Here is a 13,646-nt window from a genome sequence, read left to right as displayed (position 1 = left end):
CGCCGACCCCGACACCCTCCACCACACCCCCATCGGAGTCCTGCGCAGCGTCCAACGCCCCGTCTACGACACCCTCATGGCCGACCAACTCGACACCGCGATCGATCGGAACGGCAAGGGCGACCTGACGACGCTGCTGACCGGCAACGACACCTGGACCGTGGTCGGCTGACCGACCGCCGGCCGGCGGTCGCCGTCGACCGCGCCGCGCGCGGCAGCACATGACGAGCGGTACGGCGGCGGTACGACGAGCCGACGGCGGTACGACGTGCGGCGGGAGCCCGGAGCGCGCTACGCGGTCCGGGCTTCGTCGTACGCGGCGCGGGCCGCCTGCACGTCGGCAGTCCGGCGCTCGGTCCAGCGGGCGAGCGCCCACACCTGCTCGGCGGCCTCGCGGCCCAGGTCGGTGAGCGAGTAGTCCACCCGGGGCGGGATCACCGGCTGCGCCTCGCGCAGCAGGAATCCGTCGCGCTCCAGCGTCTGGAGGGTCTGGGCCAGCATCTTCTCGCTGACCCCGGCCACCTCCCGGCGGAGTTCGCTGAACCGGTACGAGCGCTCGACCAGGGCGGCGAGCACGAGGACGCCCCAGCGGCTGGTGACGTGTTCCAGCACGCCGCGGGAGGGACACATCGGAGCCTTCACACTTACCTGCATGTAAGTACCTTACTTCAGAGTGGGTACTTCCGAATAGTTAGCGCTCTCCGTACGGTAGTGACATCAGCCCGCACCGCCGGACCACCCAGGAGCCCACCATGAGCAGCATCGTCGTCACCGGAGCCACCGGATCCCTCGGCCGCCTCGTCATCGAGGAGCTGCTCGAACGGGTCCCCGCCGAGCGCGTCGCCGTCGTCGTACGGAACAAGGAGAAGGCCGCCGACCTGGCCGCGCGCGGCATCGACGTACGGCTCGCCGACTACGACGAGCCGGCGAGCCTGGCCGGGGCCTTCGGGGCCGGCGACCGGGTGCTGCTGATCTCCGGCAGCGAGGTCGGACGCCGGGTTCCGCAGCACACCGCCGTGATCGACGCGGCGAAGACGGCCGGCGTGGCGCAGCTCGCGTACACCGGCGTCCTCGGCGGCCCCGAGGCGGACTTCGACCTGGCGGCCGAACACAAGGTCACCGAGCAGGCGATCCTCGACTCGGGGCTCCCGTACACCTTCCTGCGCAACGGCTGGTACCACGAGAACTACACCGCCCAACTGCCCGTGGTGCTGGAGCACGGCGCGGTCGTCGGCAGCGCCGGCGAGGGCCGCATCGCGTCCGCCGCGCGGGCGGACTACGCCGCCGCGGCGGCGGTGGTGCTGACCGGCGAGGGGCACCTGAACGCGGTGTACGAGCTGTCCGGCGACACGGCCTGGAGCCTGGCGGAGTACGCGGCCGAGGTCGCGAGGCAGTCCGGCCGCGAGGTCGCGTACGCCGAGGTGCCGGCCGACACCCACCTGGGGATCCTGACCGGCGCGGGGGTGCCCGAGGGCTTCGCGGCGATCCTCGTCGACGTGGACGCGGCGATCTCGCGCGGCCGGCTGGCGGGGACGAGCGGTGACCTGGCCCGCCTGATCGGACGCCCGACGACCCCGGTGGCGACGGCCATCGCCTCGGCCCTGGCCTGAGCCGCGCCGGGGGCCGGCCCGACTCAAGGTCCGTTCGAGGCCGGCTCGACCTCCACCCCATCAGCCCGGGTGTCATGAGTATCTCCCCCTTACGGGCATGACATCCGGGCGGTACGGCGATACCTTCGTGGGGTTGTGACTCGGGTGGCGAGTGGCCGGAAGTCGTACTGGAGGCCCCGTGAAGGCGGAGAACGAGCAGCGCACGGGATTGCTCTACGGATTCGGCGCGTACGGGATGTGGGGGTTGGTCCCCCTCTTCTGGCCCCTCCTGAAGCCCTCCGGGGCGATCGAGATCCTGGCCCACCGCATGGTGTGGTCGCTCGCCGTCGTCGGGATCGCCCTCCTCGCCCTGCGCCACTGGAGCTGGATGGCCGAGCTCGTGCGCCAACCGCGCAAGCTGGCCCTGACCGCCCTGGCCGCCTCCGTGATCAGCGTGAACTGGGGCCTGTACATCTGGTCGGTCAACAACGGCCAGGTCGTCGAGGCCAGCCTCGGCTACTTCATCAATCCCCTGGTCACCATCGCGATCGGCGTCCTGGTGCTCGGCGAACGGCTGCGCCGGGCCCAGTGGGTGGCCGTCGGCGTCGGCTTCTCCGCGGTGCTCGTGCTGGCCATCGGGTACGGGCGGCCGCCCTGGATCTCCCTGGCGCTGGCCTTCTCCTTCGCCACGTACGGGCTGATCAAGAAGAAGCTCAACATGAGCGGCCTGGAGTCGCTGACCGCGGAGACCGCGCTGCTGTTCCCGCCCGCCCTCGGCTACCTGCTGTGGCTGGCCGCGCAGGGGCGGTCCACCTTCGCGACGGAGGGCCTCGGCCACTCCGCGCTGCTGGCCGCGACCGGGCTGGTCACCGCGGTCCCGCTGGTGTTCTTCGGCGCGGCCGCGATCCGGGTGCCGCTGTCGACACTGGGCCTGCTCCAGTACATGGCCCCGGTGTTCCAGTTCGGGCTGGGCGTCCTGTACTTCCACGAGGCGATGCCGCCCGAGCGGTGGGCGGGCTTCTCCCTGGTCTGGGCCGCACTGGCCCTGCTGACCTGGGACGCGCTGCGGACCTCGCGTCGCTCCCGGGCCCGTCTGGCCGCCGCCGCGACCCTCGCGCCGGCCGCCCCCGCGGCCGCTGCGACGGAGCCGACGACGGCCCGCGAGCCCGCGTAGCGGCTCGCCCTTCCCGCCCCACGATCCCCGGTACGGAACCCCCGTACCGGGGATCGTCCGCTTTCCGAACCGCCCTGACCGGATTGTGGTCTTGACGAATAGTCATACTCTCGCTGAACATCAGGCTCGCACTGACGCACGCATGCTCACCCGCTCTATCCCCGCACGTTCCGTCTCATCCCCATACGGAATTCCGGAGCCCCCACATGAGCCTGTCCGTCCCTCGGCGCCTTGCCACCGTGACCGCCATCGCGGTCGCCGGCCTGTTCGCCGCCACCTCCCCCGCCGCTCTCGCCGCGCCCACGGCGGTCAACGCCGCCCCCACCCCTCCCGACATCCCGCTGGCCAACGTCAAGGCGCACCTGACGCAGCTCCAGACCATCGCCACCAACAACGGCGGCAACCGCGCCCACGGCAGAGCCGGTTACAAGGCGTCGATCGACTACGTGAAGGCCAAGCTCGACGCGGCCGGGTTCACCACCAGCCTCCAGACCTTCACCTCCAGCGGCGCCACCGGCTACAACCTGATCGCGGACTGGCCGGGCGGTGACCCCAACTCCGTCCTGATGTCCGGCTCGCACCTGGACTCGGTGACCGCCGGCCCCGGCATCAACGACAACGGCTCCGGATCGGCGGCCGTCCTGGAGACCGCGCTGGCCGTCTCCCGCGCCCAGCTCCAGCCCACGAAGCACCTGCGCTTCGGCTGGTGGGGCGCCGAGGAACTGGGTCTGGTCGGCTCGAAGTACTACGTCAACAGCCTGTCGGCCACCGAGAAGGCGAAGTTCTCCGGTTACCTGAACTTCGACATGATCGGCTCGCCGAACCCGGGCTACTTCGTCTACGACGACGACCCCACGATCGAGCAGACCTTCAAGAACTACTACGCGGGCCTCGGCATACCCACAGAGATAGAGACCGAGGGCGACGGACGCTCCGACCACGCCCCGTTCAAGAACGCGGGCATCCCGGTCGGCGGCCTGTTCTCGGGCGCCGACTACACCAAGACGGCGGCCCAGGCGCAGAAGTGGGGCGGCACCTCCGGTCAGGCCTTCGACCGCTGCTACCACTCCTCCTGCGACACCACCGCGAACATCAACGACACCGCCCTGGACCGCAACGCGGACGCCATCGCCTACGCGATCTGGAACCTGGGCGCCGGCACCCCGGTGCCGCCCGGCAAGTCCTTCGAGAACACCGCCGACGTGAACATCCCCGACTCCCCCGGTGCCGCGGCGAGTTCGCCGGTCACCGTCTCGGGCGTCACGGGCAACGCCCCGGCGACCACCAAGGTGGACGTGAACATCGTCCACACCTACCGGGGTGACCTCCAGATCGACCTCGTCGCCCCGGACGGCACCGCCTACCGGCTGAAGAACTCCTCCAGCTCGGACTCGGCCGACAACGTCGTCGCCTCGTACACGGTCAACGCGTCGAGCGAGGTCGCCAACGGGGTCTGGAAGCTCCAGGTCAAGGACGTGGCGGCGCAGGACGTCGGCTACATCAACAGCTGGAAGATCACCTTCTAGGACCTTCCGGCGCCCTCGGAAGCCACCGGAATCTCCCGGACCGGCCTCGCCGCACCGTCTACGCGTCCTCCGCGTGGCCCCGCAGCGAGGCCGGCAGGGGTTCCCTGATGAGGCTGCGCAGTTCGTCGGCGACCGCGCCGATGTCCAACCGGCCCAGCTTCGCCGCCTCGACGAGGTCCCCCAACTCCTCCGGGGAGGGCAGCTGCTTCGCCCCGGCCACCCGCAGGTACGAGCGGGTGGCGGCGGCCGCGTAGAACTCGTTCATCGGGGATTCCAGCGCCGGGCAGACCGCGAGGGTGTGCAGAAACGCGGCGGCCCGCCACGCGGTGTCCGGGGCGGGCTGTTCGGGTACCAGGACGAGGTCGTTCTGGTGCCGGGCGACCGCGGCGGCCACCCCGGAGGGATCCCACACGGCGGGATCCGACGGCAGGTGATGAGCCAGGGCCGTCCAGGCCCACTCCATGGTGATCTTCAATTGCCGAACCGCTCCTGGAAGTAGCTCCAGTGGTCGGCGAACTCCTCGATGCCGGAGAGGAACGACTTTCGATCCTCGTCCAGTTCGCGTTCGGTGACCTCGGTGATCAGCGCGGTCACCGTCGTCCCCAAAGCCGCCGCGCGCGCCTTGAGGCGCTCGTGGAACTCTTCGTCCAGGCGGATGGTGACGTGTCTCGACATGGCGTTCACCGTACAGCGGTCGTGCTGTACGCAGGAGAGGAACGGCAGAAGGGTGGCCGGGGACACAGGTCCCCGGCCACCCTCCGTGCCCGCGTGGCCCCTTGGTGGGGCCGGCCGGGCTACTTCGCCGCGTTGGCCGTCTTCACCAGCGCGTCCTTGGTGACGGCGCCGACGTAGACCTTGCCGTCGTCGGTGATCAGCGCGTTGACCAGGCGGGTCGAGAAGACCCGGCCGGTACCGAACGAGCCGTTGACCTTCTCACCGAGCGAGTCGATGAACTGCTTGGCCTCCTTGGGGGCGTCCTTGCCGTTCGCCGCGGCCTCGGCGTCCTTGAGGCCCTTGCCGCCCGGTACGGAGATCTGTGCGACCGTCGCCCAACCCTCGCCGAGCACCTTCACGTCGCCGTCGCCCGCGCCGCCGGTGAGGGCGCCGAGGCCCGGGAAGGCGTCCAGGCCCTTCCACTCCTTGCCGTGCTCGCCCTTGCCGCCCTTGTCCGCCTCGGCGGCGCCCTCGGTCACCTTGGCGCCCTTGGGCGGGGTGAAGGCGAAGACGTCGGCGGCCGGCTTGGCGAAGTCCACCTTGGTGAAGCCGGCGTCCACGATCGGCTTGCCGCCCTGGCTGGACAGCAGTTGCACGCGCAGCGGCACGCCGTTCTTGGCGTCGACCGAGATCTGGACGGAGCCGACGGTGGAACCGGACTGCTTGGGCTTCAGCACGAGCTGGTAGGCGTCCCGGCCGGCCACCTGCGCGGTGTCGCCGACGCTGACGTCCGTGGTCGTGCCGGCGGCCTTCAGGACGTCCTGGGCCAGCTGCTGGGGCGAGGCGCCGAGCCGGTCGGCCGTCTTGTGGCCGTCCTTGCCCTTGGCGGCCGCCTCATCGTGCTTCTCGTGCCAGGCCTCGTTGGACTGGCTGTCGTAGCCCCACACGTCCGTGCCGTTGTGGATGAGGCTGTACTCGTCCTTGCCGTCCAGGAACGTGAGCTTCTGGCGGTCCGGGCCGTCGGCCGCGACGCGGAAGGTGTGGGTGCCGTTGGCCAGCTGCGCGACCTTGTCCTGCGGGTCGGCCGAGCCGCCCGCGACGCCCCCGCCGCCGAGCAGGCCGCTCGCCAGGGTCGGCAGGCCGAGGTCGGTGCTGACCCGGGCGCTGCCGGACAGCTCCTGGACGTCCGAGGCGGCGATCTTCTCGATCAGCTGCTGGGCCGTCACCTTCGGCAGGTCCGGTCCTCCGGCGTTCGCGAAGGCCGGGACCATCGCGATGGTCGCCGCGGCCACCCCGAACACCGCGACCGGTACGGCGTACCGAGCGGCCTTGTGGGTCTTCGTGTTCGTTGCCATGTGTCTGCCCTACCTCTGTGTGTACGGCGGCGACCTACCCGTCATTCATGTACACGTCCACCCCGCGCCGCCACTCTCACCCGATCTGGTGGGGATGTGCCTCTATCTGACCAAAGAAGAGGGCGGTGGGGCGTCACTCCCCGGACTCAAGTTCGCGTACCTCCCAGGGATGACACGACACGGGCCCGGCATCCCCCACCCGTAGGGGTTGCCGGGCCCGGTCCGCGGTCGCGGGGGATGTCCGTCGCGGAGCTCAGCCCGCGCGGTGCACCACCGCGTCGCACAGTTCTTCGAGCGCCGACTTGGCGAAGCACTCGGGCAGCGGCGCGAGCGTCGCCCGCGCCTCCTGCGCGTACCGGATGGTGTCCCGTCGGGCCTGCTCCAGGGCCGGGTGGACGCGCAGCCGGGACAGCACCTCGGCGTGTCGGGCGTCGTCCGTCAGATCGCCGTCCAGCAGCCCCACGAGCTCCCGGTCGTCCGGGTTCCCGTCCCGCTCCGCCATCTCGCGCAGCCGCAGCACGGGCAGCGTGGGGATGCCCTCGCGCAGGTCGGTGCCGGGGGTCTTGCCGGACTCGTGCGAGTCCGAGGCGATGTCGAGGACGTCGTCGGCGAGCTGGAAGGCGGTGCCGAGCCGCTCCCCGTACTGGGTCAGGATGTCGACGACCGACTCGTCGGCGCCGGACATCAGCGCGCCGAAGCGGCCGGAGACCGCGATCAGCGAGCCGGTCTTGCCGGCGATGACGTCGAGGTAGTGGGCGACCGGGTCGCGGCCGTCGCGGGGACCGGCCGTCTCCAGGATCTGGCCCGTCACCAGGCGCTCGAAGGCCTCCGCCTGGATGCGGACGGCCTCGGGCCCGAGGTCGGCCAGGATGTGCGAGGCACGGGCGAACAGGAAGTCACCCGTGAGGACGGCCACGGAGTTGCCCCAACGGGCGTTCGCGCTCTCCACGCCGCGGCGCACGTCCGCCTCGTCCATGACGTCGTCGTGGTAGAGCGTGGCCAGGTGGGTGAGCTCCACCACCACGGCGGACGGCACGATGCCCGGGGCGTAGGGATCCCCGAAGCGGGACGCGAGCATCACCAGCAACGGCCGGAACCGCTTGCCTCCGGCCCGTACCAGGTGCTGCGCGGCCTCGGTGATGAAGGGGACTTCGCTCTTGGTGGCCTCCAGCAGACCCGCCTCGACGGCGGCCAGTCCGGCCTGGACATCGGTCTCAAGAGCCTGGTCCCGCACGCTCAGTCCGAACGGCCCGACGACGGTCACGAGGGGTACTCCTGTCTGCTGACGATCACCTTGACGATCACATGGATTGTCGATGTGTCGCTGCCATCACTCAAGCCAGCGTATCCGGTCTGTTTTCGATCACCCAGAGCGCCTGCCCGGCCGCCACGCGCGCACCGCCCGATGCACACCGGTATGTTCTGGAAGAGCCGAAACAACCAGAGAAGGCGTTTTGTCCAGAACCACAGCCGATCGAGACGAGCCGAACGACCCGGAGGCGGACCAGCCGCCACCGGGAGACGACCACGCCTTCCTCGGACACCCCAGGGGTCTGGCCACGCTCTCCGGACTGGAGGTCTGGGAGCGCTTCTCGTTCCTGGGCATGCAGGCCATCCTCGTCCTCTATTTCGCGGACACGGTGGCGAACGGCGGCCTGGGGATGAGCCCGGGCACCGCGGCCTCCGTCTCGGCGGCCTACGGGACCATGGTCTACCTCGTCTCCGTCGCGGGCGGATGGCTCGCCGACCGGATCCTCGGTTCCTATCGAGCGGTGCTCTACGGCGGCATCCTGATCGCCTGCGGCCACTACGCCATGGCCGTGCCGACCGCCGTCATGACGTGGGTGGGCCTCGGCCTGATCAGCGCGGGCACCGGCCTGCTCAAGCCCAACGTGGCCAGCATGGTCGGCAGGCTCTACCGGACCGACGACCAGCGGCGCGACGCGGGCTTCGCCCTGTACTACATGGCGATCAACATCGGCGCGTTCGCCGGCCCCCTGATCACCGCGTGGCTCGGTGAGAACGAGGGCTGGCACTGGGGGTTCTCCGCCGCCGCCATCGGCATGACCGCGGGGCTGATCCAGTACGTCCTGGGACGCCGCCATCTGGCCGGACGAAAGCACTCGGCCGAGTTCGCGCTCGCCCCCGACGCGATGCGCACGGCGATGTGGCGGATCGTCGGCGGGCTGCTCCTGGTGGCCGTCGTGGCCACCGCGCTCGCCCTGGCCGGTTGGCTCACCATGGGCCGGTTCGTGGACCTGCTGACCCTGATCTCGGTGATCGCCCCGATCGCCTACTTCGTGGTGATGTTCCGCAGCCCCGAGGTGACGCCCGCGGAGCGCGGGCGGCTGCGCCCGTACGTGGTCCTCTTCCTGGCCTCGGTCGCGTTCAACTTCATCCTCTTCCAGGCGTACTCGACCATGATGCTGCTGGCCTCGACGAACGCCCGCACGGAGATCCTCGGCTTCCACTTCCCCGCCGGCTGGTACGCCTCGGCGCTCGGCGCCTTCGAGGTGGCGCTGGCGCCGGTCGTGGCCGCGCTGTGGGCCCGGATGGGCAGCCGACAGCCGCACGCCTCCAACAAGATCGCCATCGGGGTGATCCTGGGCGGTCTGTCGTTCCTGCTGATGGTCATCCCCACGTCCGGGCACGCCGACGACACGTACGAGATGGCCGCCTGGTGGATCGTCGGCTCCTACCTGCTGCTGGGCCTCGGCGACGTGCTGCTGGAGACCTCCGGCATGTCGGCCACCACCAAACTCGCCCCGAAGGCGTACGCGAGCCAGACGATGGCCCTGTGGTTCCTCTCCCTGGCTTTGGCCAACGGCATCCAGGCCCAGGTGGTGAAGGTCTACGGGCAGGTCTCCAACCCCGTCTACTTCGGCGTGAACGGTGCCATCGCGGTGGCCGCGGGCCTCGTCGTGATCGCCCTGGCGCCCTGGCTCAAGCGCACCATGCACCCCGTCCACTGAGGCCGACCGGCGATCGGAGACTGGTTCCCGCATGATCATCCGTACCGATTTCCCGTACGCGACCACCCGCGAGGATGTCCGGATCCCGCTGTCCGACGGGGTCGAGCTGTACGCCCGGATCTGGCGCCCGGTCACCGACGAGCCCGTGCCCGCCCTGCTGGAGTACCTCCCGTACCGGCTCACCGACTGGACCGCGCCCCGCGACTGGCAGCGGCACCCCTGGTACGCGGGCCACGGCTACGCCTCCGTACGCGTCGACGTGCGCGGCCACGGGTGCAGCGGCGGCGACCCCGGCGACGAGTACGACGCCCGGGAGTTGGCCGACGGCGTCGCGGTGGTGGAGTGGCTCGCCGCGCGGCCGTGGTGCACGGGCGCGGTGGGCATGTTCGGGATCTCCTGGGGCGGCTTCAACAGCCTCCAGATCGCCGCGCTCGCCCCCGAGGCGCTGAAGGCCGTCGTCACCGTCTGCTCCACCGACGACCGCTACGACAACGACGTCCACTACATGGGCGGCTCGGTGCTGGCCGTGGACATGCACGCCTGGGCCTCCACGATGCTGGCCTTCGCCTCCCGCCCGCCGGACCCGCTGTACGCGGGCGAGGGCTGGCGGGAGCAGTGGCTCGCCCGGCTGGAGGCCGTGGAGCCGCTGATCCACACCTGGCTCGGGCACCAGACCCGGGACGACTACTGGCGCCACGGCAGCGTCTGCGAGGACTACTCCGCCATCGGCGCGGCGGTGCTGGCCGTCGGCGGCTGGCACGACCCGTACCGGGACACGGTGCTGCGCCTGGTCGAGCACCTGCCGGCGGGCCGGGTGCGGGGACTGATCGGCCCCTGGTCGCACCAGTACCCCGACCGCGGTCTGCCGCCGGGCCCGGCCATCGGTTTCCTCCAGGAGACCCTGCGTTGGTGGGACCACTGGCTCCGGGGCGAGGACAACGGGGTCATGGACGAGCCGCTGCTGCGTTCCTGGATCAGCGAGTCCCACCCCCCTGCCACCGTCTACGAGCGCCTGGAGGGCCGCTGGGTCGGCGACACCGCCTGGCCCTCGCCCTCGGTCGTCCCCGTCTCCTACGGGCTCCAGGGCCCGCCCGTGGCCGTCGCATCGCCGCAGCACACCGGCCTGGACGCGGGGCGGTTCTTCCCCTTCGGCAACGACGCGGACCTGCCGCCGGACCAGCGCGAGGAGGACGCCAAGTCGGCGTGCTTCGAGTTCCCCGTGGCGCCGGGCGAACCGGTGGAGATCCTCGGCCGGCCCTCGGTCACGCTGCGGCTGCGGATGGACGTCCCCTACGGACAGGTGATCGCCCGGCTGTGCGACGTGGCCCCGGACGGGTCCTCCACCCTGGTCACGCGGGGCGTGCTGAACCTGTCCGCGCGGCGCGGGCGGGACCGGGCGGTGCCGTGGCCGGCCGGCGCGACCGAGGACGTCACCTTCGAGCTGAACGGCATCGGCCACGCCTTCCCGCCGGGGCACCGGATCCGGCTGGCGGTGTCCTCCGCGTACTGGCCCTGGATCTGGCCGCGGGCGGGCTCCGAGGCGGGGTGGACGCTCGACCCGGCCGGCAGCACCCTCGAACTCCCCCTGCGCACGCCCGGCCCGGCGGACCACGGGATCGTCTTCGAGGCCCCGGAGCAGTCCGAGCCGCTGCGCGTGGTGTACCCCGACACCCTGGAGGAACCCCGGCCGGAGCGGGTCGTCGTACGCGACGTCGCGGCCGGGACCTGGCGGCTGGAGGTGGACCCCCGCTACGGGGGGACGCGGGTGTACCCGGACGGGCTGGAGTTCTCCGAGGACGCGGTGGAGGTGTACGAGATCGACTCCTCGGACCCGCTGTCCGCCCGCACCCGGTCGGACTGGCGGATCCGCCTGCACCGGCCGGACCTGGGCTGGGACACGCGGGTGGAGACCCGGTCGGAGATCTCGTGCGACGAGGGCGGGTTCCTGACGTCGAACGAGGTGGTGTGCCGGGAGGGCGACGAGGTGGTCTTCCACCGGACGTGGGAACGGCGCCTGCCGAGGGCGGCGGGCTGACGCGCCGGCCGCCCGCCGGCCTCCCGACCGGGTCAGCCGTAGAGGCGCTCCAGCACCACCGCGATGCCGTCGTCCTCGTTCGACAGCGTCAGTTCGTCGGCGACGGCCACCAGCTCGCGGTGCGCGTTGGCCATGGCCACGCCGTGGGCCGCCCACGCGAACATCGGGACGTCGTTGGGCATGTCCCCGAAGGCGATCGTCGAGGACGCCGGCAGGTCCAGGACCTCCGCGGCCCGGGCCAGGCCGCTCGCCTTGTCGATGCCCGGCGGCTGGAGCTCCACGGTGTGCTCCCCGGCCATCGTCACGTTGACGAGGTCGCCGACCACCCCCCGCGCGACCCGGGTCAGTTCGTCGTCGTCCAGGCGCGGGTGCTGGAGCAGCACCTTGTTGATGGGGGCGGACCACAGGCCCGCCCTGCTGTGGACGCGGACCGTCGGCAGGTGCGGGTGCCACATCCGGTAGCCGGGCCCTATCAACATCTCCGCGTTCACCCCCTCCTGGTTCACGGCGGCGTAGACCTCGCCGATCTCCGCCTCGATCTTCCCGAGGGCGACCTCGGCGAGGCCCCGGTCCATGGACACGGAGTGCAGCAGGCGTCCGCGCGCCGCGTCGTACACCTGCGCTCCCTGCCCGCACACCGCGAGCCCCGTGTAGCCGAGGCCGTCGAGTACGTGGCGAACCTGCGGGACCGGGCGTCCGGTCACGATGATGTGCTGGGCACCGGCCGCTCGGACGGTGGCGAGGGCCTTGTGGGAGCGGGCCGAGACGGTGTCTCCGGCGCGCAGCAGAGTCCCGTCCAGATCGGTGGCCACAAGTGCATAGGGGAGGGCGGAAGTCACCCCGCCAAGGATACGGACCCCCTCGGACAAGTCCTACAAATAGCGCCCGAATCCGGCCTCCCGCCCGCCCCACCAGCCACGTAACGTGTCAACCAGCCCCCGGGACACCCCCGGACCGCGTCGAAAGCGAGGCAGTAACCCATGCCCCAGCAGAGCCCCCTCGATGTTCCCGAGGGCGACCCGTTCGGGCCGCACAACCTCCCCTACGGCGTGTTCTCCACCTCCGGGGACCCGCGCCGGCGGATCGGGGTACGGATCGGCGGGCACGTGCTCGACGCCGGGGCGGCCGCCGTCGCGCTCGGCTCCCCGTACGCCGAACTCCTCGGCCGGGACTCCCTCAACCCGCTGCTCGCCGCGGGCCGGACGGCCTGGCGCGACGTGCGCCGGGCGCTGACCGCCTGGGTCACCGATCCGGGCCACCGGCCCGCCGTGGAGCCGCACCTGCTGCCGCTGGACGCCGTGGAGCTGCACCTGCCGTACGAGGTCGCCGATTACGTCGACTTCTACGCGAGCGAGCACCACGCCACCAACGTCGGACAGATGTTCCGTCCGGACGGCGACGCCCTCACCCCCAACTGGAAGCACCTGCCGATCGGCTACCACGGCCGCGCCGGCACCCTCGTGGTGTCCGGTACCGACGTGGTGCGGCCCTCCGGCCAGCGCAAGACCCCCGCCGATCCGGCGCCCGTCTTCGGGCCGAGCGTCAAGCTCGACATCGAGGCCGAGGTCGGATTCGTCGTCGGCACCCCGTCCGAACTCGGCCGCCCGGTGCCGCTGGCCGACTTCGAGGACCACGTCTTCGGGCTGTTCCTGCTCAACGACTGGTCCGCGCGGGACATCCAGGCCTGGGAGTACGTGCCGCTCGGCCCGTTCCTCGGCAAGTCCTTCGCCACCTCCGTCTCCGCCTGGGTGACCCCGCTGGAGGCCCTCGACTCGGCCCGCGTCGCCCCGCCCGCCCGGGACTTCCCGCTGCTGCCCTACCTCGACGACGCCGACAGCGACCGGCCCGGCGGCTTCGACCTGCACATCAGCGTCGCCCTCAACGGGCAGGAGGTGGCCCGGCCGCCGTTCTCCTCGATGTACTGGACCGCCGCCCAGCAGCTGGCCCACATGACCGTCAACGGCGCCTCCCTGCGCACCGGCGACGTGTACGGCTCCGGCACCGTCAGCGGCCCGGACGTCGACCAGCGCGGCTCGCTCCTGGAGCTCACCTGGAACGGCCGCGACAGCATCGAACTGGCCGACGGCAAGCGCACGTTCCTGGAGGACGGCGACGTCGTCACCCTCACCGCCTGGGCCCCCGGCGCCGACGGCACCCGCGTCGGCCTCGGCGAGGTCACCGGCCGCGTCGTGGCCGGCCGGTAGGCCCCGTCCCCGGGGTGACGCCGGGGCCGCACCCACCCCTTTGGGCGCGGCCCGCGTGCGCACCCCGGGAACGCCCGCGAGGGTGGACGTACGGGACGGAACAACCGTGCCTCCGTACCGCCACCGCGAGGAGCCGC

General features: G+C 71.5%; 12 protein-coding genes and 1 pseudogene. 7 read left to right on the top strand and 6 right to left on the bottom strand.

The annotated features are described in order from the left end of the window. Positions 1-172, top strand: a pseudogene (locus ADK55_RS37695) (2-oxoacid:ferredoxin oxidoreductase subunit beta); the annotation flags it as partial. A gap of 119 nt (positions 173-291) precedes the next feature. Here the strand turns inward: ADK55_RS37695 and ADK55_RS15220 are convergent. Continuing rightward, positions 292-654 (bottom strand): winged helix-turn-helix transcriptional regulator, encoded by a 363-nt coding sequence (locus ADK55_RS15220; protein ID WP_053678995.1) that lies wholly within the window; start codon positions 652-654, stop codon positions 292-294. 98 nt (positions 655-752) lie between these two features. On the opposite strand from ADK55_RS15220, the gene ADK55_RS15215 reads away from it, so the two are divergent. The 3 genes from ADK55_RS15215 to ADK55_RS15205 all read left to right on the top strand — a co-directional run bounded on the left by ADK55_RS15215 (position 753) and on the right by ADK55_RS15205 (position 4,289). After that, positions 753-1,610, top strand: a complete 858-nt coding sequence (locus tag ADK55_RS15215) for an SDR family oxidoreductase (RefSeq protein ID WP_053678993.1) — start codon at positions 753-755, stop codon at positions 1,608-1,610. Positions 1,611-1,788: 178 nt separating this feature from the next. Further along, positions 1,789-2,763 (top strand): EamA family transporter RarD, encoded by a 975-nt coding sequence (gene rarD, locus ADK55_RS15210; RefSeq protein WP_053678990.1) that lies wholly within the window; start codon positions 1,789-1,791, stop codon positions 2,761-2,763. A gap of 206 nt (positions 2,764-2,969) precedes the next feature. After that, positions 2,970-4,289 carry a M28 family metallopeptidase gene (locus ADK55_RS15205; protein ID WP_053678989.1) on the top strand — a complete coding sequence of 440 codons (1,320 nt, stop codon included), beginning with the start codon at positions 2,970-2,972 and terminating at the stop codon, positions 4,287-4,289. Positions 4,290-4,347: 58 nt separating this feature from the next. On the opposite strand, the gene ADK55_RS15200 is transcribed toward ADK55_RS15205, so the two are convergent. The 4 genes from ADK55_RS15200 to ADK55_RS15185 all read right to left on the bottom strand — a co-directional run bounded on the left by ADK55_RS15200 (position 4,348) and on the right by ADK55_RS15185 (position 7,562). Then, on the bottom strand, positions 4,348-4,764 hold the full coding sequence (locus tag ADK55_RS15200; RefSeq protein ID WP_234350048.1) for a hypothetical protein: 417 nt from the start codon (positions 4,762-4,764) through the stop codon (positions 4,348-4,350). Beyond that, positions 4,761-4,964, bottom strand: coding sequence for a hypothetical protein (locus ADK55_RS15195; protein ID WP_229886015.1), 204 nt, complete (start codon positions 4,962-4,964; stop codon positions 4,761-4,763). The genes ADK55_RS15200 and ADK55_RS15195 overlap by 4 nt, the downstream gene beginning before the upstream one ends. A 119-nt stretch (positions 4,965-5,083) precedes the next feature. Further along, positions 5,084-6,298, bottom strand: coding sequence for a LolA family protein (locus ADK55_RS15190; RefSeq protein WP_053678984.1), 1,215 nt, complete (start codon positions 6,296-6,298; stop codon positions 5,084-5,086). Positions 6,299-6,551: 253 nt separating this feature from the next. Next, the gene (locus tag ADK55_RS15185) at positions 6,552-7,562 is read right to left on the bottom strand and encodes a polyprenyl synthetase family protein (RefSeq protein WP_053678982.1); all 1,011 of its coding nucleotides are present in this window, start codon (positions 7,560-7,562) and stop codon (positions 6,552-6,554) included. Positions 7,563-7,752: 190 nt separating this feature from the next. Between ADK55_RS15185 and ADK55_RS15180 the strand changes: the two genes are divergently transcribed. Both ADK55_RS15180 and ADK55_RS15175 read left to right on the top strand, forming a co-directional pair. Then, on the top strand, positions 7,753-9,270 hold the full coding sequence (locus tag ADK55_RS15180) for a peptide MFS transporter (RefSeq protein WP_053678980.1): 1,518 nt from the start codon (positions 7,753-7,755) through the stop codon (positions 9,268-9,270). Positions 9,271-9,301: 31 nt separating this feature from the next. Beyond that, on the top strand, positions 9,302-11,305 hold the full coding sequence (locus tag ADK55_RS15175) for a CocE/NonD family hydrolase (protein WP_053678978.1): 2,004 nt from the start codon (positions 9,302-9,304) through the stop codon (positions 11,303-11,305). A gap of 32 nt (positions 11,306-11,337) precedes the next feature. Here the strand turns inward: ADK55_RS15175 and ADK55_RS15170 are convergent, their stop codons facing one another. Further along, complete coding sequence (locus tag ADK55_RS15170) at positions 11,338-12,144, bottom strand: HAD family hydrolase (protein ID WP_053678976.1); 807 nt, start codon at positions 12,142-12,144, stop codon at positions 11,338-11,340. Between the two features lie 141 nt (positions 12,145-12,285). Between ADK55_RS15170 and fahA the strand changes: the two genes are divergently transcribed. Next, positions 12,286-13,509 carry a fumarylacetoacetase gene (gene fahA, locus ADK55_RS15165; RefSeq protein WP_053678974.1) on the top strand — a complete coding sequence of 408 codons (1,224 nt, stop codon included), beginning with the start codon at positions 12,286-12,288 and terminating at the stop codon, positions 13,507-13,509. Positions 13,510-13,646 lie beyond the last annotated feature (137 nt).

It is taken from the genome of Streptomyces sp. WM4235 (genome assembly GCF_001279725.1).
Classification (GTDB): domain Bacteria; phylum Actinomycetota; class Actinomycetes; order Streptomycetales; family Streptomycetaceae; genus Streptomyces.
Note: the sequence above shows the minus strand (reverse complement) of the source record. Positions and strands in the feature narration are given on the sequence as shown.

Coding starts and splice junctions, on each gene's coding strand:
- ADK55_RS15195 (WP_229886015.1), bottom strand. CDS start 4,964: ATGTCGAGACACGTCACCATCCGCCTGGACGAAGAGTTCCACGAGCGC.
- fahA (WP_053678974.1), top strand. CDS start 12,286: ATGCCCCAGCAGAGCCCCCTCGATGTTCCCGAGGGCGACCCGTTCGGG.
- ADK55_RS15190 (WP_053678984.1), bottom strand. CDS start 6,298: ATGGCAACGAACACGAAGACCCACAAGGCCGCTCGGTACGCCGTACCG.
- ADK55_RS15175 (WP_053678978.1), top strand. CDS start 9,302: ATGATCATCCGTACCGATTTCCCGTACGCGACCACCCGCGAGGATGTC.
- ADK55_RS15220 (WP_053678995.1), bottom strand. CDS start 654: ATGCAGGTAAGTGTGAAGGCTCCGATGTGTCCCTCCCGCGGCGTGCTG.
- ADK55_RS15205 (WP_053678989.1), top strand. CDS start 2,970: ATGAGCCTGTCCGTCCCTCGGCGCCTTGCCACCGTGACCGCCATCGCG.
- ADK55_RS15215 (WP_053678993.1), top strand. CDS start 753: ATGAGCAGCATCGTCGTCACCGGAGCCACCGGATCCCTCGGCCGCCTC.